The sequence below is a fragment of the Glycomyces tritici genome (assembly GCF_030403505.1).
On the sequence record NZ_JAUEMJ010000004.1, the window covers coordinates 522,019 to 547,909 of the forward strand.

A 25,891-nucleotide genomic window follows, 5' to 3' on the forward strand; every position below is an offset into this window, starting at 1 on the left:
GCGGCGCGGGCCTCCGTCCAGCCTAGTACCCCTTCGCGAAACGCATGAACACCACTGCTTTGACCTGGGCGTTCTGTATGCGCGCTTAACGGTTGCGGCCTTGGGGTACCCCGTTTCGGGCTCGAAGCACCTACAATGAGCAACCAGACCCTTCACTGCCCCTGGAGATCCGCCGTTGGCCGTCCCCCCGCAGCCCCCAGCCCACCACCACTACCCTCCTCCGAACTACTTGTACTGGCAGCAGCCCCCTCCGCCGCCGCGCATGCCGGGGCTGACGATCACCGCCATCGTGCTGATGTGGGTGATGGTGGCCCTGGCCGTGGTCGGCGGCTTCCTGGCGGTGGTGCCGCTCCTGCTGCTGCAGGACGTGAGTTCATCGGCGCTGCTCGGACCGCTCGGGGAGTGGGCGGTGTGGCTGCTGGCGTTCGGCGCCCTGCAGGGCCTGGTCTGGGCGGGGCTGCGCGCGTACTTCGCGGTAGGGATCGCCAGGCGCAGCGCTCGGGCCCGCCGCGGCGCGATCTGGGCCGAGTCGATCGCGCTCGTGTTCCAGGTGGCGTACCTGGCGGTCTCGGTCGCCGCGTTCTCCTCCGCCCCGCGCGAAAGCGGGTACAGCTACAACTTCACCTTCGACTGCACCGGTCTCGTGCTCCCCATCCTGGTCATCTGCTTCCTCTCCGCTTCACGGTCGCTCTGGTGGTGCGACCGCTGAGACCCCTTTGTTCCGCCCATTGTTAGGAGAACCCCCGAATGAGCAATCCCCCGCTTCCCCCCGCTCCTCCGCCCGGCCCGCCGCTCGGGTCCGGTCCCGAGACGATTCCCGGCTCCACGAAGGGCGCCGTGGTGCTCCTGTGGATCCTGTTCGGCTTCGGCATCTGCGGCGGCGCCCTCTCCGTCTTCGGCTACACCGCGCTCGTGGCGCTGGAGGACACCGGTGACGTGGTCATCCCCTCGTCGTTCATGCCGTTCCTGATCGCGTCGATCGTCCAGATCCTGATCTGGACGGTCCTGCGCGCTATCTTCGCCGTGCGGATCGCCAAGCGCAGCGCCGGCGCCCGCAAGGGCGCGATCATCCTCGAGCTCGTCGGCCTGGCCCTGGCGGTCGTGTCGTGGATCTTCACCCCCGAGGTCGAGGTCACCGGTGCCAGCACCGCCGGCAACACGGCGGGCACCGTCATCGGCGCCGTCATCGGCATCGCCTTGGCCGCCATCATCATCGGCTTGCTGTCCACTGCGGACTCCAAGCGCTGGTGCAACGAGTAGCAGCGCCACGCGGCCGCCGGAGGACTCGGTCCTCCGGCGGCCGCTGCGGTTAACGCGTTGCCCGGGGTGGCGCGAAGGTCCTAAGGTGAAGCCCGAAAGTGAGGGTTGCTCCGTGACCAAGTTGAACCAGATCATCGCGATCGAGAAGAGCGTCAAGGCGAAGGCCGCGCGTGCGCTCGGCGACGCCGGGCGCGAGCTCGCCAAGGCGCCGCTGCTGTCCGGCATCTCCCGGACCTACCAGCCCAAGGACGAGGAGGGCGAGCAGCTGCCGCCCGAGTCGACGAAGGTGCAGCGCCGCGTCGAGGAACAGCTGCGCGAGGTGTCAGCGGCGATGACGCGACTGTTCGACGTCACGGCCACCAAGGACCGCACGAACGCCCTCGCCACTGCCGACATCACCGTGGACGGTGAGGTGCTCGTCGCCGACGTCCCCGTCACCTACCTCCTGTTCCTGGAGAAGCAGCTCGCCGAGCTGCAGTCGTTCGTCAAGGCCCTGCCCGTGCTGGACGCGGGCGAGTCGTGGACGTACAACGACGCCTCCGACGCCTTCGCGACCGACCCGGTGAAGACGGTGCGCACCAAGAAGATCCCGCGCAACCACGTCAAGGCCGAAGCCACCGAGGAGCACCCGGCGCAGGTCGAGGTGTACTACGAGGACATCCCGGTCGGGTACTGGACGACCGTGAAGTTCTCCGGAGCGGCCCCCGCCAAGCGGGTCGCGCAGCTCTCCGAGCGGCTCGAGAAGCTCCAGATCGCCGTCAAGTTCGCCCGGGAGGAGGCCAACGGGACCGAAGTCGCCGACGAGCAGATCGGCGCCAAGGTCTTCGGCTACCTGCTCGGCGAATAGGCCCACAGACGCCCCTGTTTTGAGCGACAGGGGTGGCGCCCGAAAAGCGCCGAACACGCTGAAACTGAGATTCAGTCCGAGTATCACGCGGGAACACGGTCCCCTGCGGAATTTAACCCCGCAGCGTACGGATCCGTTCACCGCCGAACCTGAGACTCTCGCTCCAGCTTCAGCATTCGCCACGCCGCGCGTATCCGCGAGTAGCTCCTCTGGGACATCGATGTTGGGGGTTCGAATCCTCCCCGCCGCACCACATGCGGCGGTAGCTCAATGGCAGAGCACGGTGCTAGCAGCAGACTCAACGGCTACCGCAGATCGCAGCGGCCACTATGTGGCACATGGCGGCCCGGTGTCGAGGTCAACGACCCGGGCCGCACCTATGCCCATTGCACGGACACGGCGGGCACGGCACAATGGTCGCCATGAGCGACAACAGAAAGGGCGATGCCGCGTAGGCCGCCCGCGCGAGTACGCGCACAGCAGCGCCGCTACGCCTCCCCCTCGGCGGACCGGCCGCTCCCCCGCATCCCCGGCGCCTCGAGCGCCCTGCAAGGCGCGATCGCGCGCCTCGAGACCGATGACTCCCGTTTCCACCCAGGCGATGTGGCCTCGGCGTTCCGCGTCTGGCAGCGGGTCACCGGCGGCCCGGCCCGGCGCGCCCAAGACCATGCGGTGCACGCCGACTGCGAGCTCTGCAATCCACCGAGCCGCGACGTCCTCGAACTGGCCCTGCACCTCCTGCCGCGACGCTCCGCCCAGGAGCTGCGGCATCTCGTCGCACCGCTCGACGAGCGGTTCCTGCGACTGACGATCCCCTTGCCGAGCAAGCCGCCCGGACCGTGGTGGGCCCGGCGGACCTAGCGGCGCCGCCGCGAACCCGTGCTCCGCCCCAGAGACGGCAACACCGTGTCGGCGGCCCGAAACGGCCGCCGACGCGCTCCGTCCCCACCGCCAAGGGCAGGCCCCACAACCCGGGTAGGGCTGTCCCTACCCGTGAAATGCCTGCTCGCAGGGTCGTTGCGGCGCCCGGATCGGACGAAGATTAGTGACATGAACAAGATCTTCAAGCAGCTCGGCGCCGACTCCGCGTACCTGCTCTCCGCGTTTCCGATCGCGCTTCCCGCGTTCGTCATCACCGTCGCCGGCTTCGCCGCCGGCATCGGGACCGCCGTCGTCTGGGTCGGCGTCCCCATCCTCGCCGCGACCCTCTTCGCCATGCGCGGCCTCGCCGCCGCCGGACGCAGCCAGCTCAGTGCCGTCCTGCGCCAGCCGATCAACCAGCCGCACTACAAGCGGGCCCCCGAGAACGCCTCCGCACTGCGCCGCGCCCTCACGCCCGTCACCGACGGCCAGTCGTGGCTGAACCTCCTCTGGGGCCTGGTGAACTTCCCGCTCGCCGTCGCCGGCTTCTGCGTCGCCCTGAGCTGGTGGGCCGCCACGGTCGCCTCGCTCGCCTACCCCCTGTACGGCTGGATCATCATCCGCGCCGTCGACGGCAGCGGCGGGGGCGACGGCCTGGAGTACGCGACCCGCTGGCTCGGCTGGGGCGACTCGTACGCCGCCGCCTCCCTGCTCGCCGTCCTCGGCGGCCTGGTCATGGCCCTGCTGCTGCCGCTGGTCCTGCGCGGTTTCGCGATCACCCAGGCCTCGCTCGGCAAGGGCCTGCTCGCCTCGCTCACCGAGTCGGACGCACCCCAGGGCCCGGTCCGCACCGCCACGATCAACGCTGAGGTCACCCGCATCCAGGAGCGCCTCGCCGCATAGACCTCACCTCCGGGAAACCCCGACCGGGGGGGGGGGGGCGCCGGGCCCCCCCCGCCCCCCGGGCCCCCCCCCCCCCACACCCCCCCGCGGGGGGGGGGGGGGGGCGGGGGGGGGGGGGGTGGGGGGGGTGTGGGGGGGCGGGGGGGGGGGGGGGCCCGGGGGGCCCCCCCGCCGCCGGGTAGGTCGCTGATCAAGCGTTGGTGCCGGTCACGGTCGTGCCGGTCTTGGTGACGATGTACTCGATCGTCCCCCCGCCCCAGAAGTGGAACGTGAGGGTGACGGGCTCGTCGTCCCTGACCTCGTTGAAGAAGTCAGGGGTGAGGCTGATCGTGCCGGCGTCGTAGTCGGGCCGGTAGGTCGCCCAGAGCTCCTTGAAGGCGGTCCACGTGTGGGGTCCGGCGTTGGTGCCGTCGGCGTACTTGGCCTCCATCGTGGCGATCTGGTCGCCGTTGAACTCGGTCGGAATCGCGAAGCACGAGGAGTTGCAAGCCCACCACTGGGACCAAGGTGCGCCGTCCAGGGTCCCGGTGAGGTCGGAGATCTGCGCCGTGTCGTAGCTGATGATGTGGATCTGCCACGGCAGGCCGTCCGAGAAGCGGGCTTCGATGGTCGCGTTGGTGCCGTAGGCGCGGTCGCCCGCGAGACGGGTGAGCGCGGCGGCGGTCAGGGTGACCGTGTCACCGGAGACGGTGTAGTCAGTGCCCTCGGTAAGTGCGGTGTCCCCCTGCCACAGGCCTTCGAAGTCAAGGCCGTTGCGGTTGAGGGTGAGCGACTCGTCCGCGATGGTCCCGGCCTTCTCGAGGTAGATCGAGTCGAACGAGGCGGTGCCCGAAAGCGTCGTAAAACCTGAGTCCATGTACGCCTTCAGGAGCGGGTCGCGCCATTCCAGGGTGTGGCGGTTGAGGTACGAGCCGGCGTCCCACAGCATCAAGGTCAGCTGCTCTTCGACGGCCTGGTGCGTGGTGGCCTGGAAGAACTTCAGCAACTCGCCGTACTGCGGCGAGTTGGGCACGGCGCCGCGGGTGTAGTCGTAGCCGAGGACACCCCACTCGCCGACGATGACCGGCACGCCGTTGTCGACGAAGGTGTCATTGGTGCGCTGGAAGGTGTTCTCGAGGTCCTGCCGGGTCTCCTCGTCGTAGGTGGTGACCCCGGCGACGTTGACGCCGAAGGGATAGAACCCGTAGAAGTGGACGGTCGCTGCGATCATGTCGTCGTCGAGCTCGTCGATGGTGGCCTTGAGCGCGTCCAGGTGCGGCTGCTCGGAGTTGGTGACCCACGTCGGCAGCACCAGGAGCCGGTCGGCGTTCTTCCCGCCGGTGGCGCGGACGGTCTCGTAGAAGTTGACGTTGAGCGTGGCGGTGTGGGCGTCCTGGTTGGCCGTGTCAGTGGGGAACTGCGGTTCGTTGATGCTCTCGAAGGACAGCTCGGACGGGTAGTCCTTGAACCGCTCGGCGATCTGGGTCCACATCGAGTTGAACTTCGCCAGCACGTTCTCGCGGTCGTCCGGCAGCTCCTTGGTGAACATCTGGTCGTGGATGTTGACCAGCACCTGGAGGTCGTTCGCGATCGCCCAGTCGACGACCTGCGCGACACGCTCCATGCGCTCGGAGGAGATCGTGTAGTCCGGTCCCGGGCCGGTGTGCTCGTAATCCCAGGCCACCGGGAGGCGGATCGAGTTGTAGCCCTCCGCCTTGATGGTCTGGAGGAGCTCCTCGGTGATCGGCGGGTTGCCCCAGGCGGTCTCACCGCCGGTGTCGCCGCCGAAGGCGTCGAGGGAGTTGCCGACGTTCCAGCCCGGCTGCATGGCCGCGACCTGCTCGATGGCGGTCATCGGCTGCTGCGGTTCGCTCACCGTGCCGTCGCAGAGGCGGCCGTTGAGGCGGAAGTCGGTGGGGTCGGTGTTCGCATCCGACCACGAACCGGAGAACCCGAACGAGGTGGTTCCGCCGGTCGCGAGCGCGCCGTTGTGTCCCTGGCCGGAGGCCTTGGCCGTGGCGGCCTTGCTCTTGTCCTTGGCGTTCCACATGTGGGTGACGGCCTGATCGTCGGCCCAGGTCCACTCCAGGTCCCAGTGGTTGACCGGGTCGCCGAGGTTGGTGACCTGGACGTTGGCGTTGAAGCCCCCCGACCATTGGCCGGTGACCTGGTATTCGACCTCGCAGCCTTCCGAGGCTGCGTTGGCGCTGACAGCGCCGATCAGCCCCGCGGTCAGGGCGGTGATTGCGGCGGCGGCGGTCACGCCGAGGCGCATTCGTCTTCTATGGACGGTGTCTGAACTCTTCACGGATCTCCTTGTGGGACGGTGGATTCCGTGAGGGCGCGGCGGCGGCCGCAGGAGGGGGGTCGATCTCCTTGTGCGGCTCCACACTAAGTTGGACGACCAAACTTTGTCAAGGGAAGATTCTCGGCCCCTCCCTTGCCGGAATCCTGTCATGACATGAATGTCGTTGGGGGCCTTGGCGAAACGAAGTCGAGCCCGAGACTCGATGCGGCAGGTTGACGCTAGGCGCGCCGACAAACTTTCCTCCGACCCGTTGACTGCATATCGAGCGCTCTCTATAGTTCGAGTCGCCGCAAAAATCATCAGATGTTTCGGCGCCGAGCTGCGGCATGTGAACGATAACAGACACGTTCACGTGCTCGCCGAAGGGATATTCATGCAACGAAAACTGCGAAATCGCGTGCTGGGAGCGGCGACCGCGCTCGCCGTGGCCACCACCCTGGCCTCGAGCGCGCTCATCGCCAACGCCCAGACCACTGACGGTGCCGGCGGCGGCGAGGAGGTCGGGGCGCAGGGCCTCCCGAGCTCCTACCAGTGGGAGTCCAGCGGGCCGCTGATCGGCCCGAAGCCGGACGCGACGCACAACGTCGTCTCGGCCAAGGACCCGACGATCGTGCGCCACAACGACGAGTGGCTCGCCTACTACACCGTGGCGAACACGCCCGAGGGGCACTGGAGCCTGGCCTTCTCCAAGTTCTCCGACTGGGACCAGGCCGCGGCCGCCCCCGTGAGCTACCTGGACACCAACCCGAACATCGGGGACAGGTATGCGGCGGCGCCGCAGCTGTTCCACTTCGCGCCGGACGACTTGTGGTACCTGGTGTACCAGACCGGCCCGCCCACGTACTCCACCAGCGAGAACCCCGCCGACCCGCAGAGCTGGTCGGCGCCGAAGAACTTCATCGACGAGACGCCTCCCATCGTCGAGGAGAACAGCGGCGGCTGGCTGGACTTCTGGAACATCTGCGACGACAGCATGTGCTACCTGTTCGCCGCCGACGACGACGGGCGCGTGTACCGCTCGGAGACCACGATCGGCGAGTTCCCGAACAACTTCCGCAACACCCAGATCGTCCTGCAGGACACCCGCGACCTCCTCTTCGAGGGCGGCGCGGTCTACCAGGTCGACGACTCCGACCAGTACCTGCTGATCTGGGAGGCGATGGGCTCGAACGGCCGCTACTACCGCTCGTACCTGGCCGACGGCATCACCGGGCAGTGGCGGCTGCAGGCCGGCGACCAGAGCGCCCCGTTCGCCGGGATCGCGAACGTGACGTTCCCCGATGGCCAGTGGACGGCCGACATCAGCCACGGCGAACTCATCCGGTCCGGCAACGACCAGAAGATGAACATCGACACCGGCAACCTCCAGATGCTCTACCAGGGCCGCGACCCGAGCACCGACGGCATGGAGTACTCCCAGCTGCCGTACCGCCTCGCGCTGCTGACCCTCAAGGGAGGCGCCTCGTGCTGACCCCCCGGAACCCCTCGTCCCCGGCCACTGAATCCACTAGGGAGTCAATGATGCAAGCGGCACCCGACCTCGCACTCCTCCACCGCTGGTCCCGCATCGCCACCGCCTTGGCGGTCGCGGCCGTGTTCGCCACGGCGGGCCTGCTCGGCTTCGGCGCGCAACGCGCCGAAGCCCAGCCGACCGCCAGCGACTGGTACACCGTCCAGTCGCGCCACTCGGGCCTCGCCCTCGACATCCAGGGCGTCTCGACCGAGCCGGGGGCGATCCTCACCCAGTACACCAACTGGGCGAACACGAACCAGCAGTTCCGGTTCATCGACGTCGGCAACGGCTACCACAAGATCCAGGTCCGCCACTCCGGACTCTTCCTCGACGTGTGGAACCACAGCACCGCCGACGGCGGCACCGTCGCCCAGTACCACGACACCGGCGACACCAACCAGCAGTGGAAGGTCACCGCGAACGGCGAGGGCTACTACTCGATCGTCAGCCGCTTCTCCGGCAAGGCACTCGACGTCCGGGACTGGTCGACCACCGCGGGCTCGCCGATCGTGCAGCACAGTGTGAGCGGTTACGCGAACCAGCAGTGGCAGCTCACCCCGGTCGGCTCCACCTGCGGCGCCGACACCGTCCTCGCCGACATCCGCCAGGATTCCAACGCCTGATTCCCCAAGGGGCGGCCGGTGCTTCCCAGGGATACCGAAACCGGCCGCCCCGCCCCGATCCGGCGACCGAACGCGACCGGGCCCTCCCCGGCGGCATGACCGCCCTCGGCATGCCCACCGCCCGGCTCGGCAGTTGCATCACCGCCCAGATCCATTCGCCTGCAACGACATAGGCACTCCGGCCGTCGGCCCGAGGCCCTGTCGCGCACGGCGCCGACCTCGATTGAGGAGCACACCGTGGAACGCATGCACCACGCCCTTGACCTCACCACCAGCCGCCGCGGACTGTTCATCGCCGGCGCGGGACTGGCCGCCGGAGCGACGGCGGCCGTCCACGCCCCCTACGCCCTCGGCCAGGCCGAGGCCCAGCAGACCGGCTACACCAACCCCGTCGTCTGGCAGGACTTCGCCGACATCGAGATCATCCGCGTCGGCTCGGACTTCTACATGACCGCGTCCACGATGCACTACTCGCCGGGCGCGCCCGTCCTGCATTCCCGGGACCTCGTCAACTGGGAGTTCATCGGCCACTCCGTGCCGCGGCTCGACTTCAGCGACTGGTACGACCTGAACGGCGGCCACCGCTACATCGTCGGCATCTGGGCCTCCTCGCTCACCCACCGCGCCAGCGAGAACCGCTTCTACTGGCTCGGCCAGATCGACTTCCACCGCTCGTTCATGTACACCGCCGCCGATCCGGCCGGGCCCTGGACCCGCCACGCGGAGTTCCCCCGCTCCTACTACGACGCGGGGATGCTCGTCGACACCGACGACACGATGTACGTCGCCTACGGCAACACCGAGCTCTACGTCGCGCAGCTCTCGGCCGACGGCAAGACCGAGGTCCGCAACGAGCACGTCTTCTCCAGCCCGCCGGAGATCGGCGGCATGGAGGGCGCCCGGTTCTACAAGATCAACGGCAGCTACTACATGTTCCTCACCAAGCCCCCGAACGGCCAGTACATTCTCAAATCCTCATCGCCCTGGGGCCCTTACGAAGTCAGGGAGGTCCTGCTCGACATGCCCGGACCGATCCCCGGCGGCGGCATCCCCCACCAGGGCGGCCTCGTCTCGACGCCGAACGGCGCCTGGTACTACATGGGCTTCGTGGACGCCCCCCGGCGGCCGCGTGCCGGCCCTCGCGCCGATCACCTGGACCGCGGACGGCTGGCCGCAGGTGCAGACGGTGAACGGCGCCTGGGGGCAGACGTACCCGTTCCCGGACCTCCCCCCGCACCCCGTGCCGTCCATGATCGGCACTGACGAGTTCACCGCCGCGACCTTGGCCGCGAAGTGGGAGTGGAACCACAACCCGGACGACTCGAAGTGGAGCACCGGCAACGGGCTCCGGCTCCAGACCGCCACGGTCACCAACGACCTCTACCGCGCCCGCAACACGCTCACCCACCGCATCCAGGGCCCTTCCTCCACGGCCACCATCGAGCTCGATCCGGCCCAGATGGCCGACGGCGACCGCGCCGGCCTGGCGGTGCTCCGCAACAATTCGGCCTGGATCGGCGTGCGCCGCGAGAACGGCGTCACCCGCATCTCCATGACCGACGGCCACACCATGGACTCGGGCTTCAACACCGTCGGCACCGGCACCGAACGCGCGAGCGCCGAACTGTGCGGGTCCACCGTCTGGCTGCGGGTCACCGCCGACATCAGGCCCGGCGCCGAACGCCTGGCGCACTTCTCCTACAGCGAGGACGGATCGGACTTCATCCCGCTCGGGACCGCGCTCACCCTCGGCACCAGCCCAGCGTTCTTCATGGGCCCCCGATTCGCGGTCTTCAACCACGCCACGCAAGCCCTCGGCGGCGCCGTCACCGTCAAGCGATTCTCGGTCGCCGTCTAAGAAGTGTCCTGCAAGGAAGGGACCTTCACCATGAAGGTCCCTCATAGATCAGTCGCGCGCCGCGCGACCAGAGAGGTTCCCCATGAAAACGTCGAATCCACACCGGAAGCGAACGGCGGCGCTCGTGCTGGCATTCGCCTTCGCGGCAGCCGCGCTGAGCCCGGTCGCCGAGCCGTCGCCCGCCCCGGCGCAGGCCGACAACCCGATCATCCAGACCATGTACACCGCGGACCCCGCGCCGCTGGTCCACAATGACCGCGTCTACCTCTACACCGGACACGACGAGGACGGCTCCACCGGTTTCGACATGAGGGACTGGCGGGTCTGGTCCTCCGACGACATGGTCAACTGGACCGACCACGGCTCCCCGCTGAGCCTCGAGACGTTCAGCTGGGCGGGCGCGAACGCCTGGGCGGGCCAGGCCATCGAGCGCGACGGCAAGTTCTACTGGTACGTGCCCGTGAGCGAGCGGGCCACCGGTCAGTTCGCGATCGGCGTGGCCGTCGCCGACAGCCCCACCGGGCCGTTCCGGGACGCCCTCGGGCACCCGCTCGTCGTCAACGGCGAGATCGACCCCACGGTCTTCATCGACGACGACGGGCAGGCCTACCTCTACTGGGGCAACCCGAACCTCTCGTACGTGAAGCTCAACGCCGACATGGTCTCCTACTCGGGCGCCGTGACCAGGGTCCCCCTCACCGCGGAGGGCTTCGGCGCCCGCCCCGGCAGCACGGAACGGCCGACCCTCTACGAGGAGGGGCCGTGGGTCTACAAGCGTGGATCGCTGTACTACAACGTCTTCGCGGCGCAGTGCTGCCAGGAGTTCATCGCCTACTCGACGGCCCCGACCGCGACCGGGCCGTGGACCTACCGGGGGACGGTCATGCCCGCGCAGGGCGGCAGCTTCACCAACCACGCCGGGGTGATCGACTTCAAGGGGAACTCGTACTTCTTCTACCACAATGGAGCGCTTCCGGGCGGCAGCGGTTTCACCAGGTCCGTGGCGGTCGAGCAGTTCACCTACAACGCCGACGGCACGATCCCCCAGATGAACATGACCACGGCCGGGGCGCCGCAAGTGGGCACCCTCAACCCCTATGTGCGCCAGGAGGCCGAGACGATCGCCTGGGCGAACGGCGTTGAGACCGAGTGGACCGCCGCCGGCGGGATGAACGTGAGCTGGATCGAGAACGGGGACTCGATCAAGGTCAAGGGCGCGGCTTTCGGCACCGGAGCCCGCCAGTTCACCGCGCGGGTGGCCTCGGCGACGAGCGGCGGGAACATCGAGCTGCGGCTCGACGGACCGAACGGCCAGGTGGTCGGCACCTGCACGGTCTCGGGCACCGGCGGCTGGCAGACCTGGACGGACGTCTCCTGCCCGGTCAGCGGCGCGACCGGCACCCGCGACCTGTACCTGACGTTCACCGGCGGCAGCGGCTTCCTCTTCAACGTGGACTGGTGGCGGTTCGACGCCACGGACGGGAGCGGCGGCGACCTGCGGGCGGTGGGGGCCGGCAAGTGCCTCGACGTGCCGAACGCCTCGACCCAGCCCGGCGTCCAGGTGCAGATCCTGGACTGCTCGGGCGGCCCCGGGCAGCAGTGGACCCGCTCGGACACCGGCGAACTCTCCGTCTACTCCGGCGGCTCCCGGCTCTGCCTGGACGCTTGGGACAACGGCACGGCCAACGGCACGCAGGTGGTCACCTGGAGCTGCAACGGCGGGACCAACCAGCAATGGAACGTGAACGCCGACGGCACCATCACCGGAGTGCAATCGGGACTGTGCCTGGACGTGTCCAGCGCTTCGACCGCCAACGGCGCCCTGGTCCACCTGTGGACCTGCCATGGCGGGACCAACCAGCGATGGGCCCACTAAAGGATCACGCCGCTTCCCCATCGGCATAGGAACCTATGAGCGGGTGGCCCGGAGGGGCCACCCGCTCATACGTTCCTCATGAAGTCACCGGTTCAGCCAGACCTCGCCCACGAGCAAGCATCCGCAGCGTCAAAGCCTCGTCCACCAGGCCCGTCACACTTGCCGCGGGTGTACGCGGGAGTTGATGTGCAGGTATCTGGCGGGGCCGTCGGTGAAGTCGTAGATCGCGACCGTCTGGGTGTCTTCCAGCGGACCCGCCGGCGGCATGAGGAAATGCGTCTCGTCGATGGGGAGCAGTCGGTATCTGATGCGGTCCGGCCGCTGCAGGAACGCCGCCTCCATCGGGTCCAGGGCGAGGGTCAGGAAGAGGTCGCCGTCCTCGGCGGCGACCTCGAAGCGTGCGCCGGGGCGTTCGTAGACGCCTTCGTACCTGGAGGGGTCGAGGTGCAGTGTGGGATGGGGCGCAGGCGGTTCCGGGATCGTCGCCGTGCCCAGGTCGGTCAGGATCTCATTGAAGACCTTGCGGTAGAAGCTTTCCCGTGGTCCGCCGTTGGTCAGCATGACGATGGCGGTGTTCGAGTCCGGCAGGATTCTGAGTCGGGCGTTCTGGCCGATCGTGCTGCCGTCGGAGGCGTAGACGGTCCGGCCGTGCCAGTCGCAGACGATGAGCCCGAGTGCCCATTCGGGCCCGAACATGTACGGATCCGGTACGGGCACTCGCGATCGCATCATCTCCCGGACGCTCTCGGCCGAGACGATGCGGGTGCCGTCCGGCCCCGAGCCCTCGGTCAGGAGGACGTGCGCCATGGCGAGGACTTCCAGGACCGTCGAGGTGATGTTGCCGCTGGGACCGTAGGCCCGTGGCAGGTGATCGATCGGCGTGAGGATGGGGCCCTCCTCAAGGGAACGGATCAGGTGTCCGGCCGCGGCCCTGGTGGGATCGACGTCCTCGTGCCGACTGTTCGTCCCGGTCAGCCTGAGCGGATCGAAGAGGCGGTCCCGCATGAGGTCGTCCCACCGCTTGCCGTCGTGCACCTCGAGGATTCGTCCGAGAATCCCGTACCCCAGCGCCGCGCTGTAGCCGTGGGTGCGGCCCAGGGGAAACACCTGGGGGGCGTCGGCGATGTTGGCGACCATGCGCTCGTAGACGTCGTCGCCTTCGCCGGGATCGCCGAAGTCCTCCTCGATTCCGTTGGTGTGGAAGAGCAGATGGCGCGGGGTGACCTTGGCGGTCGTTTCCGGGTCGGCCACGGAGAAGTCCGGCAGGTAGGCCCGTACCGGCGCGTCCAGGTCGACCTTGCCCTCGTCGACCAGCTGCATGAGCGCCAGCGCGGTCCAGGTCTTGGTCATGGAGCCGCACTGGTAGACGGTCTCCGGCGTCGCGGGTGCGCGTGTCTCGATGTTCGTGACGCCGACGGCGAGTTCGGTGAGATCCCCGTCGTGGAGTACGCCGATCGCGGCGCTGGGAATGCCGTATTCGGCGAGGAGTTCGGTCGTCCTGGCCCGAATCCGCGGTACGTCGATGCTCATCGCGGCAGACCGATCGCGTTGGCGGCGTCGGCTTCGAAGTACTCGGTCGTGGCGAAGGCTCCGGCGTGAGACTCGAAGAAGTCCCGCACGGTCTCGACCGAGTCGCCGACGATGATGTTCACCACTGTGGTCCCGTCTTTGGCGGCGACCGCGAGTTTCCATTGGGCGCCTTCGGGAAGTTTGGTGTACGCCTGCTTCAGGCGGCTCCAGAACTCGCCTTCATCGATGATGGTCGACACTGCCATTACGTGCTTCATGGTGTTCTCCTCTGGTTTCCGAATGAGGAAAAGCTACGTTGCGTTTCAAGAAGTGTCAACATAATCGGAACAATATTGCTGGTTGAATGCCAATCATTGCAACAGATATGCCGGTGAATGCAATAGCATCCACCAGCTCGTTGCAATGTACTGTTGGCGAACGCAACAGAGGAGGTATGCCGGTGCCCGGAGGCAGGCTGACCGATGAGGATCGCCGACGGATCGAGGCATGGCTGGCCGAGGGACTCGGGTACGCCGAGATCGCCCGACGCCTCGGCCGCCCGACGTCCACCGTCAGCCGCGAGGTCGTCCGCAACGGCGTCCCCGGTGCCTACCGGGCCGATCGCGCACAGCGGGCCGCCGATGACCGCGCACGCCGCCGCCGGCCGTCCCGGCCCACCGACCCGGCGGCCGACGAGCGGCCGGCTGCGGCAGGGAGCGAATTCGTGGACGACTTCGCGACCTTGCTGGCCGCGACCGGTATGCCCCGCATGACCTCCCGTGTCTTCGTCTGTCTGCTCACCGCCGACTCCGGCGGCCTGCACGCCGCCGACCTGGTGCGGCGGTTGCGGGTCAGTCCGGCGTCGGTGTCCAAGTCCATCGCCTTCCTCGAAGACATGGAGCTGGTGGCCCGCCGACCGGATCCCGGCAGCCGACGCGAGCGATACGTCATCGACGACGAGGTCTGGCTCCGCGCTTGGCAGGCCGACACCGGTGCCCACGGCCGGGTCGCGACCGCCGCCGAGCGAGGCGTCGCGATCTTCGGCGCCGACTCGGTCGCCGGTGTCCGACTGGCCACGATGGGCCGGTTCTTCTCTCGGCTTAGCGAACAGATGAGCGGCAGCACCCTTGCCGATTCGGTCGTTGACGACGCGCTGACCGTGGTCGCCGCCCTCGCTCACGTAGGACGACCGATCACGCTCGGCGCACTGACCACCGCCCTCGAATGGCCCCCGGACCGCACCACCGCCGCACTTGAGGCGATCCGGCACCACCCGGAGATCGCCGATCCCCTAAACCTGCAACCCGTCGACCCAGACAGCTACACCATCACCACCAGAGAAGATCGCCTGAGCCAAGCCCAACGCGAGAACCTCCAGGAGTGAGGCCTCTTTGAAGCGGAAATCGACGGCACCGGCGACCGTCGATATTCGACCGACCGCCCGGGCCTGGTCATTCGAGAGACGCGCCCCTAGGAGCCACCGTCGCAAAGGAATGGGCCGGAGTGGCAGCTCCGGCCCGCGATCCCCCGCACCTTCCGGGTGTGCTCTAGGCCTTGGCTACCGGGTCCCGTCGAGCGTTCCCGCGGTTTCCAGGCCTCCGTTGTACAGCGTCTCCACCGACGAGATGTCGACGCGCTTGCCCCTGGGGCAGTAACCGCGAATGGTCCGGCCGTCGGCCCTGTACCAGTAGCTGTAGCGGTAGCCCGCCTCGCTGGTGCAGCTGAACTTGACTCTGAACGCCCACAGGTTGATGTCGTCGGAGCCGGGCTCGTCGCAGCTCGCCCAGGCGTACATCTGCGAGGTGGGGTTGTCCCCGTTCCAGCCGGTGCCGGTCTCGCAGGGGATGCCCAGGATCCCAGCGTCCTCAGCGGGGGTGACCGCGCTGTCGTCGACGGCCTGGGACGATGCCGCCGTGGCGGTGCCGAAGACGGCGAATCCCGTGAGCGCGAGTGTGAGCGCGGCGATGGTCGCCGAGGCGATCCGCATGCGGCCCTTCAGGGTTTGGAACATCGGGGTATCACTCCTTATGCCGCGATCCGCCGTGAGCTGCACCGCCGGATTCGCGCTGGGGTCGTGGATGCCGTCGCGCATCCCATCCAGGACAGTCTTCTCGCGGGCGGCCCGTGCCACCAGGCGGAATCCCGGCGGGAGACCGGCGGGAATCCGGCGCGACCCGCTGCGAAGGCGACGAGCAAGGCGATGCGAGGTGCCCCGAAATCCCTCCAGCTCCGTCGGAGCCTGCGGGCCAGGCGATCAGGAAGTTCGTCAGCAAACGATCGAATCGGCATCGCCAGGGTTCTGATCTTCTAGAGCGGCGGCGCACCCACGGAGCCGCCGTGGACATCAATAGCGCCGACCTAGTCTCGGTGATACGGGAGCCCATGGCGGCGGGCGAACGCCTCTCCGACGTCGCCGATCAAGTCCTTGACGACGGTGGCCACCAAGATCACTGCGGGCGTGAGCAGTGCTATGCCCGGCCCAGAGCCGTATGCGCCGATGTCGAGTCCGCGCACCAACGCGGCGAGTGCGGCACCGGTCAGGATCAGCATCCAGGTCCCCAGACGGGCCATCACGCGAGAACGGTCGGTCCCATCAGCAGCGGTGGCTACTGGCGGCACGAAACCCATCTCCGCGTAACAGCCCCACACTGCACGGTTCGCCGTCCAAGCCAGCGCGAGCGACATTGCCGCCAGGGCCAGCGCGGCGGTGAGCGCGTCGGCGCCGGTGATCGACCGCCACGCCCAGGAGAAGAGCGCGAGCCCGGGAAGCGCCCCGGCCCACCAAAGGCACCCCGTGTTCCGCACCAAACCCCAACCGCGCAGGTGCATGTCCAAGGCAATGTGGGCGGCAGCGTGTGCGGCGACGACCGCGAACAGCGCGGCGCCGACGAGCCATCGGCCAGGCTCGGGGTAGAGCTCAGCCCATGTCGCCGTGTACCCCGTCCCGTGCTTGAGCACCAGCGCCGTGGTGTTGCCGACCACCGGTGCGGCCGCGAGCGACAGGAAGCACCCCAGGCTCACCGGTATTGCGAGTTGACCGACGAGTCCGCGTGCCAGCTGCGGCCGGTCCACGATCGGCCCGAACACGGCGTCGAGACCAGTCCCGGTGGGTGCCAGAACGATAGCGGTCCGCACAAGCGTCACGGCGCCCAATTGTGCCGCGGCGAGCGACTGCACAAAAGCGATCCCCGCCGCAACGAGGCCAGAACCCGCCAGCCACCACCACATCCGTCAAGGATACGGATATGCACCCCACAGCGAGGATCCCACTCGATGGCAGGGGCCCGCCCGACAGCCCTTGGTGGACATGACCGGTGGTAGATCTGGTGGTAGGTCGTCAAGGGTCACTGACCCTGACATCACCTCTGCAACGACGCCGTCCAGGCGCTCACGGGCTTCACCTGGTGTCGACCCTCGGTGCCCTGTGTTTCGAGAAGGCCTTTCTCGCCGTGGACGGGGCCAAGAGCCCCCACATCGAGCAAGACGAGCCCGCCAGTCACTTCCGGCCTCTGCGACCACCTGCAAGAATCCAGGACCTGCGGCTACCAGTCGGGTAAAACGTCAGAACCCCGGGCCCCTAAAAAGGTGCCCAGGGTTCGAACGATTATTCTCTTGTCGGGCTGACAGGACTTGAACCTGCGACCCCTTGACCCCCAGTCAAGTGCGCTACCAAGCTGCGCCACAGCCCGTTTTCCGCCGCGTTGTCCGCGGCGGACACAACTTTAGCCTATGGTCCCGGGGGCCTCTGAGGCGAGGTCCCCGGTGTGAGAATGGCTATTTCCGCTTGTCCTTCTTGCGGGATTCGCGGGGTTTGACCACCAGGTCGATGGGCGTCCCGACGAAGCCGAAGTCCTCGCGAAGCTTGCGCGTGATGAACTTCAGGTACTGCTTGTCGAACGGCGCGTTCGTGAAGAGCAGGAAGCGCGGCGGCTCGGCGGCGGCCTGGGTCGCGTAAATGACCTTCGGGGCCTTGTTGGCCCGCACCGGGTGCGGCGTGGCGGCCTGGAGGTCGCTGATCCACTTGTTCAGCTCGCCGGTGCTGACGCGCTGACCCCACCCTTCGAGCGCTTCGCGCAGGGCGCGGGCGATCTTCTCGACGGCCCGGCCGGTCGTGGCCGAGACGTTGACCCGCGGGGCCCAGGAGACCTGGCCGAGTTCGCGGTCGATCTCCTTCTCGAGGTAGTACCGCCGGTCCTCGTCCACGAGGTCCCACTTGTTGAACGCCAGGACCATCGCGCGCCCGGACTCGGTGACCTGGGTCAGGACCCGCTGGTCCTGCTCGCTGATGGGCTCCGAGGCGTCCAGGAGGACCAGGGCGACCTCGGCGGCCTCGACGGCGGCCTCAGTGCGCAGCGAGGCGTAGTACTCGGTGCCCGAGGCGAACTTGACGCGCTTGCGCAGGCCCGCCGTGTCGACCAGGACCCAGTCCTCGCCGTCGATCTCCACGAGGGAGTCGACCGGGTCGACCGTGGTGCCCGCGACGTTGTCGACGACCGCGCGCTCCTCGCCCGCGATGCGGTTGAGCAGGCTCGACTTGCCGACGTTCGGACGGCCCACGAGCGCCACCTTGCGGGGGCCGCGCTCCTTGAGCTGGCCCGTGGGCTCCTCGGGGAACGCCCAGACGATCTTGTCAAGCAGGTCGCCCGAGTTGCGGCCGTGGAGGGCCGAGATCGGGAACGGCTCGCCCAGGCCCAGGCTCCACAGCTCGTGGACCTCGGCCTCCTGGCGCTCCGAGTCGGCCTTGTTGGCCACGAGGATCACGGGCTTGCGGGTCGAGCGCAGAATGCGCACGGCCGCCTCATCGGCGTCCGTGGGGCCCACGCGGGAGTCGACCACGAACACGATCACGTCGGCGGTGCGCATCGCCAGCTCGGCCTGCAGGGCGATGGACTTCGCCATGCCCTCGGCGTCCGGGTCCCAGCCGCCGGTGTCGACCAGGCTGAACTCCCGCCCGGCCCATTCGGCGTCGTACGCCACGCGGTCGCGGGTCACGCCCGGTTCGTCCTGCACCACCGCGGCGCGGCGGCCCAGAATACGGTTCACCAGCGTCGACTTGCCCACGTTGGGGCGGCCGACGACGGCCACCGTCGGGACCGGACCGCGTTCGTCGACGTCGTCGCTCTCGCTCCAACCGTCGTCGCCGGTCCAGGTCACTTCGTCAGTCATCAATTTCCCTGTTGCTCAGCAAGGCCAGAATCTTGGCCACTACCTCCACGATCGGCAGCGTCGTGGAGTCGATCACCACGGCCCCTTCCGGAGCCTCCAGGGGTCTGGTGGTCTTCGAGTCGGCGGTGTCCCGCCGTTCGATGTCCTTCGCGGTGGTGTTCGCGTCGGCGCCGTTCTCGGCGGCGCGCCGCTTGGCGCGCTCCACCGGGTCGGCGGTCAGGTAGACCTTCACGTCGGCGTCGGGAGCGACCACCGAGACGATGTCGCGGCCTTCGACCACGATGCCCGCCTTGGCGTCGGCGATGATCCGCCGCTGCTCGTCGATGAGGTGCTTCCGCACCGACTTGTTCCCGGCCACCGCCGAGACCGCCTTCGTCACCTCGTCGCCGCGGATCGCCAGGTCGGCGTCCTCGCCGTCGACGCGGGTGAACGGGTCTTCGGGGGTGGTCCCGAACTCGAGCTTCGCGTTCTTCACGGTCTTGGTGACCAGTGCGGTCTGCGAGGGGTCGACGCCGGCGTTGAGGACCGCCAGCGTCGCGGCGCGGTACATGGCGCCGGTGTCGAGGTACGCGGCGTCGATCGCGGTCGCCAAAGTCTTGGCCACGGTCGACTTCCCGGCCCCGGACGGGCCGTCGATCGCGACGACCGGTCCGCTCTTCTGCTCAGGCACTGTCGCGCTCCGTTCTTCAACTGCAAACCAAGCAAACCTACATCATGCCCGGTTATACCTGGTGAGGTGTGGAATGACCTCACTATTGGGGACTCGCCGGATCAGCGCTTCTCGATGACTCGCGCGCCCATCGGCCACAGCGCCATCGGGATCATCTTCCAGTTCGCCACCGCGAGCGGGATGCCGATGATCGTGATCGCCTGGAGGAACCCGGTGACGAGGTGCGCCAGCGCGAGCTCCCAGCCGAACAGGATCAGCCACAGGACGTTGCCCAGGAGCGAGAAGCAGCCGGCGTCCCGGTCGTAGACGACGGTCCGCCCGAACGGCCACAGCACGTACCCGGCCAGGCGCATGTTCGCGATGCCGAACGGGATGGTCACGATGAAGATGCAGAAGAGCAGACCCGTGAAGAAGTAGCCGATCGCGAGCCAGAGCCCGGCCAGCACGAACCAGATCACGTTCAGAATCGTTGACATGCCCGAACCCTAACCGGGCCATGTGCTTCCGTCAGTACAGCCAGCTAGAGTCCGACCTCGCGGTACAGCTCCCCCACCTCGTTCGGGGTGAGCCTGCGGAGCGTCCCCGGCTTGAGGTTGCGCAGCTTGACCGGGCCCATCTCGGTGCGCACGAGGCGCGAGACGTGGTGGCCGGCCTCGTCCATGAGCCGCCTCACAATGTGCTTGCGGCCCTCGTGGATGGTGATCTCGATCAACGACTGGCCGGCGTGCTCGTCGATGATCTTGAGCTTGTCGGCCTTCGCGATGCCGTCGTCGAGCTCGATGCCCTTGAGCAGCTTGTTCCAGGTGGCGCGGTCCATGATCCCGGCGACCTGGGCCCGGTAGACCTTCGGCAGGCCGTGCGAGGGGTGCATGATGCGGTTGGCGAGTTCCCCGTCGTTGGTGAGCAGCAGGAGGCCCTCGGAGTCGGTGTCGAGCCGGCCCACGTGGAAGACGCGCTGGTCGATGCCTTTGGCAAACTCGGCGAGGCAGCGGCGGCCCTCCTCGTCCTCCATGGTCGAGACGATGCCGCGCGGCTTGTTGATCGCGAAGTACACCTTGTCGACGTCGGTCATGACCCGCTTGCCGGAGACGTGGATGACGTCCTTGGACGTGTCCACGCGCTGGCCCAGGTGGGCGCGCTCGCCGTTGACCTTCACCTTGCCGCGGGTGATCAGGTCCTCTGCGGCACGGCGGGAGGCGATCCCGGCCTGCGACAGGACTTTCTGCAGGCGGATGCCCTCTTCGTCAGCGTTGTTCATCTTCCTCGATATCCGTCACGTCGTCCGGTAGGAACGGGGCCAGCTCGGGGAGCTGTGCGACCGTGTCCAGTCCGATCTTCTCCAAGAACAGGGTGGTGGTGCGGTAGAGCGTCGCCGTCGAGTCCGGGTCGGTCCCGCACTCCTCGACCAGGCCGCGCGCGACGAGCGTGCGCATGACGCCGTCGCAGTTCACGCCCCGGATGGCCGAGATGCGGCCGCGGGTGACCGGCTGCCTGTAGGCCACCACGGCGAGCGTCTCCAGTGCCGCCTTGGTGAGGCGGGCGGAGGCGCCGTCGGTGACGAAACGCTCCACGTACTGGGCGTAGTCCGCCCGGGTGTAGAAGCGCCAGCCGCCGGCTTGGCGACGCAGATCGAATCCGCGTCCGTCACCAGTGTATTCGGCGCTGAGTCGACCCAGTTGCTCGCGCACCTGTGAACGTGGCCGCTCCAATACCGAGGAGAGGAACTCCTCGCTCAGCGGTTCTTCGGCGATCATGAGGATCGCCTCCAGGACGGCGCCGAGGTCGACGTCGTCGGGGACGGGGCTGACGGCCGTGACCTCGGGTTCTTCGTCCGATGCCGCGGGGGCGGGGGCGGCGGCCAGCGCGGCGGCGTACTCGTCGCCTTCGGCGACCGGTTCGTCGGCGGGCGTGTCGGGCCGCAGCGGCGCGGCCTCTTGGCGCGCGCCGGGCATCTTCCAGGTCGCCAGGTCGTGTTCGAGGGACTCTCCCAGGTGCTCGGTCATGTGCTCGGTTCCTCCCCCGGTGGTGCTTGCGGTTCTGCGGGTGCTCCCGCGTACTCGTCGACGTCGATCTCGGTGACGTTCCCGCCGAGCCAGCGGACGGTGAGTTCGCCGAGGGCCTGCATCTGCTCGAAGCCGACGAGGGCTTCGCGGTAGAGCTCGAGGAGGGCGAGGAACCGGGCGACGACTTCGAGGTGGGATTCGCAGTCGGAGGTGAGGGCCCGGAAGGTCGCGGTCTGGACGCGCTGGAGGCGGCGGGAGATGATGACGGCGTGCTCGCGCACGGAGACGCGCTGCATGTGGATGTGGCCGGTGCCGACGGTGGGGGGCGGTTTGGGTTGCATCGCCTTGCCCGCCAGGGCGGCGAACTCCTCGGGGGTGAGGTCGAGGACGAGTTCGGGGAGCAGGCCTTTGTAGCGCTCTTCGAGGCCGACGTTGCGGGGGATGCGGGTCGCGGCGGACTCGACGAACATCGCGATGGCGCCGGCGGCTTCCTTGTAGGCCTTGTACTGCAGGAGGCGGGCGAAGAGGAGGTCGCGGGCCTCGAGGAGGGCGAGGTCCTCTTCGTCGTCGACGACGGTGCCGGGCAGGAGCCGGGCGGTCTTGAGGTCGAGGAGGGTGGCGGCGATGAGGAGGAACTCGGAGGTCTCCTCGAGGTTCCAGGCGTCGTCGAGGCCGGTGACGTAGGTGATGAACTCGGAGGCGACCTGGTGGAGGGCGAGTTCGGTGACGTCGAGCTTGTGCTTGCCGATGAGCTGGAGCAGCAGGTCGAACGGGCCCTCGAAATTGGCGAGCCGGACGTGGAAGCCGGTCTCGGCCTCCTCCGGTTCGCCCTCCCGCTGGGTCGGGAGCTGGGGCGGCTGCTGGTCGGTCACGCACGCCAGCTTAGACGGGCGCCAGGGCCACTACGGGGTGAACTCCGGGTTTCATGGGGCGTAAGGACTTCGGCACCCTATTTATCCGTTGCGGCGATCAGCTCTCGGGCGAGTTGGCGGTAGGCGCGGGCGCCGGAGGAGGCGGGGGCCCAGGTGGTGATGGGCTCGCCGGCGACGGTGGTCTCGGGGAAGCGGACCGTGCGGGTGATGACGGTGGAGAACACCTTGTCGCCGAAGGCTTCCACGACGCGCTGGAGCACCTGGCGCGAGTGCGTGGTGCGCGAGTCGTACATGGTCGCGAGGATGCCGTCGAGTTCGAGGTCGTAGTTGAGGCGCTCGCGGACCTTGTCGACGGTGTCGAGGAGGAGGGCGACGCCGCGCAGCGAGAAGAACTCGCACTCGAGCGGGACGAGCACGGAGTGCGCGGCGGTGAGCGCGTTGATCGTCAAGAGCCCCAGGGAGGGCTGGCAGTCGATGAGGATGTAGTCGAAGTCGGGGATGACCGGCCGCAGGACGCGGGCGAGGGTCTGCTCGCGGGCGACTTCGTTGACGAGCTGGATCTCGGCGGCCGAGAGGTCGATGTTGGCCGGGAGGAGGCGCAGGCCCGCGACGTTCGTCTTGACCATGACGTCGTCGATGTCGACGTCGTCCTGCATGAGGAGGTTGTAGACCGTCAGGTCGAGGGTGTGGGGGTTGGTGCCGAAGCCGACCGAGAGCGCGCCCTGCGGGTCGAAGTCGACCATGAGGACCTTGCGGCCGTACTCGGCAAGGGCCGCACCGAGGTTGATGGTCGTGGTGGTCTTGCCGACCCCGCCCTTCTGGTTGGCCATGGCGATGACGCGGGCCGGGCCGTGGCGCTCCAGGGGTTGGGGCTGGGGGATCTCGCGCTTGTTGGTGTACGACTCCGGGTCGGGCGAGGTCAGGTCCTCCGTGCCGTCAGCGGGAGGCATCTGCGCGGCGCCTCGCAGGGCCGCCCATTTGTCGTTGCTGTCCACACTGCTCATTTCTTCGCGCCTCCGGGTGCGAGGTCGACACCGGGTGCCGGGCGTCTCACCATTGCCTGTCTTAGCGACTGTACGTCAGTGTATCGAGGCTGTCGACGGCTTGGGAGACTCCGAGGCACCCGGCGTGAGATCGCCCGCTGTGCAGAGTGGGGCCCGAGTCCTGTTGGGACGTCAGTTCTCCGCGAGCACCTGCGCGATCGGCATGAGCGGCAGGTGATGCGTGATCGCGACGGGTTCGTTGACGACCTGCCCGGCGTAGGTGTTGAGACCGCGCGCGAGGGCCGGGTCGGCTTTGAGGGCCGCGGCCCAGCCGAGGTTGGCGAGCTTCATGACGTACGGGAGCGTGGCGTTCGTCAGCGCGTACGTCGAGGTGTTCGGCACGGCCCCGGGCATGTTCGCGACGCAGTAGAAGAGTTTGCCCGCGTGGGTGAACGTGGGGTCGTCGTGGGTGGTGGCTTTGGAGTGCGCGAAGCAGCCGCCCTGGTCGATGGCGATGTCGACGAGGACCGCGCCGTCCTTCATCTCGGCGAGCACGTCGTCGTCGACCACGGTGGGGGCCTTGGCGCCCGGGACGAGGACTGCGCCGATGACGAGGTCGGCCTCGCTGCAGGCGCGCTTGACCTCGAAGCGGTTGGAGACGATGGTGCGCAGACGGCCCTGGTAGAGGTCGTCGGCGACGTGGAGCCGGTCGACGTTGAGGTCGAGGAGCTCGACGTCGGCGCGCATCCCGACGGCGATGGCGGCGGCGTTCATCCCCGAGACGCCCGCGCCGATGATGACCACGCGCGCGGGCGCGGTCCCGGGGACGCCGCCCATGAGGGTGCCGCGGCCGCCTTCGGGGCGTTGCAAGTGGTAGGCGCCGGCCTGGACGGCGAGGCGCCCGGCCACTTCGCTCATGGGCGCCAGGAGCGGCAGGCGGCCGTCGGCGGTCTGCACGGTCTCGTAGGCGATGCCGGTGACGTGGTGCTCCAGCAGCGCGTCGGTGCACTCGGGGCCCGCGGCGAGGTGGAGGTAGGTGAAGAGGGTCTGGCCGGGCCGCATCCGGTGGAACTCCGCCTGGATCGGCTCCTTGACCTTGAGGACGAGATCGCCTGCGTCCCAGGTCGATTCGGCGTCGGGGTAGATGAGGGCCCCGGCGGTGCGGTAGTCGGCGTCGGTGATCGCCGAGCCGAGGCCGGCGCCGGTCTCGATGAAGACGTCGTGGCCGGCGGCGACCAGTTCGTGGACCCCGGCGGGGGTGAGGGCGACGCGGTACTCGTTGTTCTTGATCTCGCGGGGGACGGCGACTTTCACGTGCGGGTTCCTTCCGAAGCGTTGTGCCAGTTCGGGGCCGGTCGGCATCCCGCACGGGCAGTCTAGGACGCCGGGTGTCCTGGAGCCCGCATTCCTTGTGGGTTCAGCGGTTCGGACGGCGTCGTCGCCGTGATCGTAAGGCGGCCCGTCGCACCATGATGCGACGGGCCATGTGAGCGTGCGCCTTGGATGTTGCGGGTCAGTTTCGGTCGAGGTGGAGTTTCGTAAGGGTAAGCGCCAGCGCGCAGACGCCGTTGCGGATCTCCCCGTCCGCGACGGCGGCGATGGCCTTGTCGAGGTCCCACCACACCAGCTCGATGTGGGTCTCCTCGTCGGTGCGCTCGTGCAGGTCGGCCTCGGGGACGGGGCTCAGGCCGGTGGCGAGGTAGTAGTGGATCATCTCGCTCGAGATGCCCGGGGTGGAGTAGAACTCGCCGAGCTTCACGAGGTCGGCGGCGAGGAGGTCGGCCTCCTCGGCGAGCTCGCGGCGGGCGGCCACGGCCGGGTCCTCCCCTTCGACGTCGCGCAGGCCCGCCGGGAGCTCCCACAGGAGCTCCTTCGCCGGGACCCGGAACTGGCGGATCAGGCCGACCCGCCCCTGCTCGTCGAGCGGGACGGTGACGACCGCGCCGACGTGCTGGAGGTATTCGCGCTTGGCGGTGCCGCCTCCGGGCATCGCGATGGTCTCGGCGGTCAGGTCGTAGGCCCAGCCGCGGTGGATGATTTCGCTGTCGAGGACTCGGTACTCATGCACGAGGGCCACACTAGTCGGCTCAGGTTTCGGGATCGGGCTCCGCGGCCTCGCCGCTGAGGCGCCGAAGGATCTGCTCGACGACCGCGCGATCCGGCAGCGGGGCGCCGGCGAGCGCCGAGAGGAACAGGCCGTCGCCGACCAGGCGCACGATCTCGGCGGTCACCGGGTCGGGGACCTGCTCGTGGATGAGGTCGCGCCAGCCGTTGAAGATGAACAGCACGTCGGCCCGGGCCTGCTCGGAGAGCTCGCCGGTGCCGCGCAATGCGGTGAGCAGCGCCCAGAGCCCGGCCGCCGACTCCTCGGACTCGACCCAGGAGACCTCCAGGAACATCTCGACGACGCCGCGTTCGCGGGCCTGGGCGATGTTGGCCTCCTCCACAGCGCGGTGGCGGCGGGCCAGGCCGTCGTACAGCTCGGACTTGGACTTGAAGTGGTACAGCAGCCCGCCCTTGGAGACGCCGGCCTCGGCGGCGACCTTCTCCAAGGTCACGCCCGAGGAGCCCTGGTCCACGAGGATGCGCTGGAGCGCGTTGAGAATGCGGTCCCGGGTGGTGATCTCCGGCTCTTTCATGTTTCCTCCAGATGCCAACTG

24 protein-coding genes, 1 tRNA gene and 1 pseudogene are annotated in these 25,891 nt (G+C 68.3%); 10 read left to right on the top strand and 16 right to left on the bottom strand.

Going from position 1 to position 25,891, the window contains the following annotated elements; genetic code table 11:
* Window positions 1-262: 262 nt before the first annotated feature.
* The 5 genes from QWI33_RS16455 to QWI33_RS16475 all read left to right on the top strand — a co-directional run bounded on the left by QWI33_RS16455 (window position 263) and on the right by QWI33_RS16475 (window position 3,871).
* A complete protein-coding gene (locus tag QWI33_RS16455; protein ID WP_289958229.1) occupies window positions 263-709 on the top strand; it encodes a hypothetical protein in 447 nt (148 codons plus the stop codon).
* 38 nt (window positions 710-747) lie between these two features.
* Entirely contained in the window at window positions 748-1,260 is a 513-nt protein-coding gene (locus QWI33_RS16460; protein WP_289958230.1) for a hypothetical protein, read from the top strand.
* Between the two features lie 112 nt (window positions 1,261-1,372).
* Complete coding sequence (locus QWI33_RS16465) at window positions 1,373-2,107, top strand: DUF7873 family protein (protein WP_289958231.1); 735 nt, start codon at window positions 1,373-1,375, stop codon at window positions 2,105-2,107.
* Window positions 2,108-2,551: 444 nt separating this feature from the next.
* Entirely contained in the window at window positions 2,552-2,968 is a 417-nt protein-coding gene (locus QWI33_RS16470) for a hypothetical protein (RefSeq protein ID WP_289958232.1), read from the top strand.
* Between the two features lie 189 nt (window positions 2,969-3,157).
* A complete protein-coding gene (locus QWI33_RS16475) occupies window positions 3,158-3,871 on the top strand; it encodes a sensor domain-containing protein (protein WP_289958233.1) in 714 nt (237 codons plus the stop codon).
* A 190-nt stretch (window positions 3,872-4,061) separates the two neighbouring features.
* Here QWI33_RS16475 and QWI33_RS16480 read toward each other — a convergent pair whose 3' ends face one another.
* A complete protein-coding gene (locus tag QWI33_RS16480) occupies window positions 4,062-6,158 on the bottom strand; it encodes a cellulase family glycosylhydrolase (protein WP_289958234.1) in 2,097 nt (698 codons plus the stop codon).
* Between the two features lie 373 nt (window positions 6,159-6,531).
* Between QWI33_RS16480 and QWI33_RS16485 the strand changes: the two genes are divergently transcribed.
* From QWI33_RS16485 to QWI33_RS16505, 4 genes and pseudogenes are all read left to right on the top strand, one after another.
* The gene (locus QWI33_RS16485; protein WP_289958235.1) at window positions 6,532-7,629 is read left to right on the top strand and encodes a glycoside hydrolase family 62 protein; all 1,098 of its coding nucleotides are present in this window, start codon (window positions 6,532-6,534) and stop codon (window positions 7,627-7,629) included.
* Between the two features lie 50 nt (window positions 7,630-7,679).
* On the top strand, window positions 7,680-8,294 hold the full coding sequence (locus tag QWI33_RS16490; protein WP_289958236.1) for an RICIN domain-containing protein: 615 nt from the start codon (window positions 7,680-7,682) through the stop codon (window positions 8,292-8,294).
* 246 nt (window positions 8,295-8,540) lie between these two features.
* Window positions 8,541-10,152 (top strand): annotated as a pseudogene (locus QWI33_RS29410) (glycoside hydrolase family 43 protein).
* Between the two features lie 82 nt (window positions 10,153-10,234).
* A complete protein-coding gene (locus QWI33_RS16505) occupies window positions 10,235-12,028 on the top strand; it encodes a family 43 glycosylhydrolase (RefSeq protein ID WP_353895478.1) in 1,794 nt (597 codons plus the stop codon).
* Window positions 12,029-12,181: 153 nt separating this feature from the next.
* Here the strand turns inward: QWI33_RS16505 and QWI33_RS16510 are convergent, their stop codons facing one another.
* Together QWI33_RS16510 and QWI33_RS16515 are read right to left on the bottom strand one after the other, a co-directional pair.
* A complete protein-coding gene (locus QWI33_RS16510) occupies window positions 12,182-13,558 on the bottom strand; it encodes a serine hydrolase domain-containing protein (protein WP_289958239.1) in 1,377 nt (458 codons plus the stop codon).
* Window positions 13,555-13,815, bottom strand: a complete 261-nt coding sequence (locus tag QWI33_RS16515; protein ID WP_289958240.1) for a hypothetical protein — start codon at window positions 13,813-13,815, stop codon at window positions 13,555-13,557. Before QWI33_RS16515 ends, QWI33_RS16510 begins: the two co-directional genes overlap by 4 nt.
* Window positions 13,816-13,997: 182 nt before the next feature.
* Between QWI33_RS16515 and QWI33_RS16520 the strand changes: the two genes are divergently transcribed.
* Window positions 13,998-14,921, top strand: coding sequence for a GbsR/MarR family transcriptional regulator (locus QWI33_RS16520; protein WP_435367591.1), 924 nt, complete (start codon window positions 13,998-14,000; stop codon window positions 14,919-14,921).
* A gap of 174 nt (window positions 14,922-15,095) precedes the next feature.
* Here QWI33_RS16520 and QWI33_RS16525 read toward each other — a convergent pair whose 3' ends face one another.
* The 13 genes from QWI33_RS16525 to QWI33_RS16585 form a co-directional block, all read right to left on the bottom strand.
* Complete coding sequence (locus tag QWI33_RS16525; RefSeq protein ID WP_289958242.1) at window positions 15,096-15,548, bottom strand: hypothetical protein; 453 nt, start codon at window positions 15,546-15,548, stop codon at window positions 15,096-15,098.
* Between the two features lie 347 nt (window positions 15,549-15,895).
* Window positions 15,896-16,765: a hypothetical protein gene (locus QWI33_RS16530; protein ID WP_289958243.1), complete on the bottom strand. Its 870-nt coding sequence runs from the start codon at window positions 16,763-16,765 to the stop codon at window positions 15,896-15,898.
* A gap of 387 nt (window positions 16,766-17,152) precedes the next feature.
* Window positions 17,153-17,226: transfer RNA gene (locus QWI33_RS16535), tRNA-Pro, on the bottom strand.
* An 85-nt stretch (window positions 17,227-17,311) separates the two neighbouring features.
* A complete protein-coding gene (gene der / locus QWI33_RS16540) occupies window positions 17,312-18,703 on the bottom strand; it encodes a ribosome biogenesis GTPase Der (protein WP_289958244.1) in 1,392 nt (463 codons plus the stop codon).
* Window positions 18,696-19,373: a (d)CMP kinase gene (cmk, locus tag QWI33_RS16545; RefSeq protein WP_289958245.1), complete on the bottom strand. Its 678-nt coding sequence runs from the start codon at window positions 19,371-19,373 to the stop codon at window positions 18,696-18,698. The genes der and cmk overlap by 8 nt, the downstream gene beginning before the upstream one ends.
* Before the next feature lie 101 nt (window positions 19,374-19,474).
* Window positions 19,475-19,849, bottom strand: a complete 375-nt coding sequence (locus tag QWI33_RS16550) for a YccF domain-containing protein (protein WP_289958246.1) — start codon at window positions 19,847-19,849, stop codon at window positions 19,475-19,477.
* A gap of 44 nt (window positions 19,850-19,893) precedes the next feature.
* A complete protein-coding gene (locus QWI33_RS16555; protein ID WP_289958247.1) occupies window positions 19,894-20,631 on the bottom strand; it encodes a pseudouridine synthase in 738 nt (245 codons plus the stop codon).
* Window positions 20,618-21,376, bottom strand: coding sequence for an SMC-Scp complex subunit ScpB (gene scpB / locus QWI33_RS16560; protein ID WP_289958248.1), 759 nt, complete (start codon window positions 21,374-21,376; stop codon window positions 20,618-20,620). Before scpB ends, QWI33_RS16555 begins: the two co-directional genes overlap by 14 nt.
* The gene (locus QWI33_RS16565) at window positions 21,373-22,248 is read right to left on the bottom strand and encodes a segregation and condensation protein A (RefSeq protein ID WP_289958249.1); all 876 of its coding nucleotides are present in this window, start codon (window positions 22,246-22,248) and stop codon (window positions 21,373-21,375) included. Before QWI33_RS16565 ends, scpB begins: the two co-directional genes overlap by 4 nt.
* 77 nt (window positions 22,249-22,325) lie before the next feature.
* Window positions 22,326-23,198 carry a ParA family protein gene (locus QWI33_RS16570; RefSeq protein WP_353895498.1) on the bottom strand — a complete coding sequence of 291 codons (873 nt, stop codon included), beginning with the start codon at window positions 23,196-23,198 and terminating at the stop codon, window positions 22,326-22,328.
* A 225-nt stretch (window positions 23,199-23,423) separates the two neighbouring features.
* Window positions 23,424-24,545, bottom strand: coding sequence for an alanine dehydrogenase (gene ald / locus QWI33_RS16575; protein ID WP_289958250.1), 1,122 nt, complete (start codon window positions 24,543-24,545; stop codon window positions 23,424-23,426).
* 199 nt (window positions 24,546-24,744) lie between these two features.
* Window positions 24,745-25,299 (bottom strand): NUDIX domain-containing protein, encoded by a 555-nt coding sequence (locus QWI33_RS16580; protein WP_289958251.1) that lies wholly within the window; start codon window positions 25,297-25,299, stop codon window positions 24,745-24,747.
* Window positions 25,300-25,318: 19 nt separating this feature from the next.
* Window positions 25,319-25,870 carry a TetR/AcrR family transcriptional regulator gene (locus tag QWI33_RS16585; protein WP_289958252.1) on the bottom strand — a complete coding sequence of 184 codons (552 nt, stop codon included), beginning with the start codon at window positions 25,868-25,870 and terminating at the stop codon, window positions 25,319-25,321.
* Window positions 25,871-25,891: the final 21 nt, after the last annotated feature.

What these genes read in the sequence shown, in the direction of transcription:
- QWI33_RS16455 (WP_289958229.1), top strand. Translation starts at nt 263, where the DNA reads ATGCCGGGGCTGACGATCACCGCCATCGTGCTGATGTGGGTGATGGTG.
- QWI33_RS16460 (WP_289958230.1), top strand. Translation starts at nt 748, where the DNA reads ATGAGCAATCCCCCGCTTCCCCCCGCTCCTCCGCCCGGCCCGCCGCTC.
- QWI33_RS16470 (WP_289958232.1), top strand. Translation starts at nt 2,552, where the DNA reads ATGCCGCGTAGGCCGCCCGCGCGAGTACGCGCACAGCAGCGCCGCTAC.
- QWI33_RS16475 (WP_289958233.1), top strand. Translation starts at nt 3,158, where the DNA reads ATGAACAAGATCTTCAAGCAGCTCGGCGCCGACTCCGCGTACCTGCTC.
- QWI33_RS16485 (WP_289958235.1), top strand. Translation starts at nt 6,532, where the DNA reads ATGCAACGAAAACTGCGAAATCGCGTGCTGGGAGCGGCGACCGCGCTC.
- QWI33_RS16490 (WP_289958236.1), top strand. Translation starts at nt 7,680, where the DNA reads ATGCAAGCGGCACCCGACCTCGCACTCCTCCACCGCTGGTCCCGCATC.
- QWI33_RS16505 (WP_353895478.1), top strand. Translation starts at nt 10,235, where the DNA reads ATGAAAACGTCGAATCCACACCGGAAGCGAACGGCGGCGCTCGTGCTG.
- QWI33_RS16510 (WP_289958239.1), bottom strand. Translation starts at nt 13,558, where the DNA reads ATGAGCATCGACGTACCGCGGATTCGGGCCAGGACGACCGAACTCCTC.
- QWI33_RS16515 (WP_289958240.1), bottom strand. Translation starts at nt 13,815, where the DNA reads ATGAAGCACGTAATGGCAGTGTCGACCATCATCGATGAAGGCGAGTTC.
- QWI33_RS16525 (WP_289958242.1), bottom strand. Translation starts at nt 15,548, where the DNA reads ATGTTCCAAACCCTGAAGGGCCGCATGCGGATCGCCTCGGCGACCATC.
- QWI33_RS16530 (WP_289958243.1), bottom strand. Translation starts at nt 16,765, where the DNA reads ATGTGGTGGTGGCTGGCGGGTTCTGGCCTCGTTGCGGCGGGGATCGCT.
- der (WP_289958244.1), bottom strand. Translation starts at nt 18,703, where the DNA reads ATGACTGACGAAGTGACCTGGACCGGCGACGACGGTTGGAGCGAGAGC.
- QWI33_RS16550 (WP_289958246.1), bottom strand. Translation starts at nt 19,849, where the DNA reads ATGTCAACGATTCTGAACGTGATCTGGTTCGTGCTGGCCGGGCTCTGG.
- QWI33_RS16555 (WP_289958247.1), bottom strand. Translation starts at nt 20,631, where the DNA reads ATGAACAACGCTGACGAAGAGGGCATCCGCCTGCAGAAAGTCCTGTCG.
- scpB (WP_289958248.1), bottom strand. Translation starts at nt 21,376, where the DNA reads ATGACCGAGCACCTGGGAGAGTCCCTCGAACACGACCTGGCGACCTGG.
- QWI33_RS16570 (WP_353895498.1), bottom strand. Translation starts at nt 23,198, where the DNA reads ATGCCTCCCGCTGACGGCACGGAGGACCTGACCTCGCCCGACCCGGAG.
- QWI33_RS16585 (WP_289958252.1), bottom strand. Translation starts at nt 25,870, where the DNA reads ATGAAAGAGCCGGAGATCACCACCCGGGACCGCATTCTCAACGCGCTC.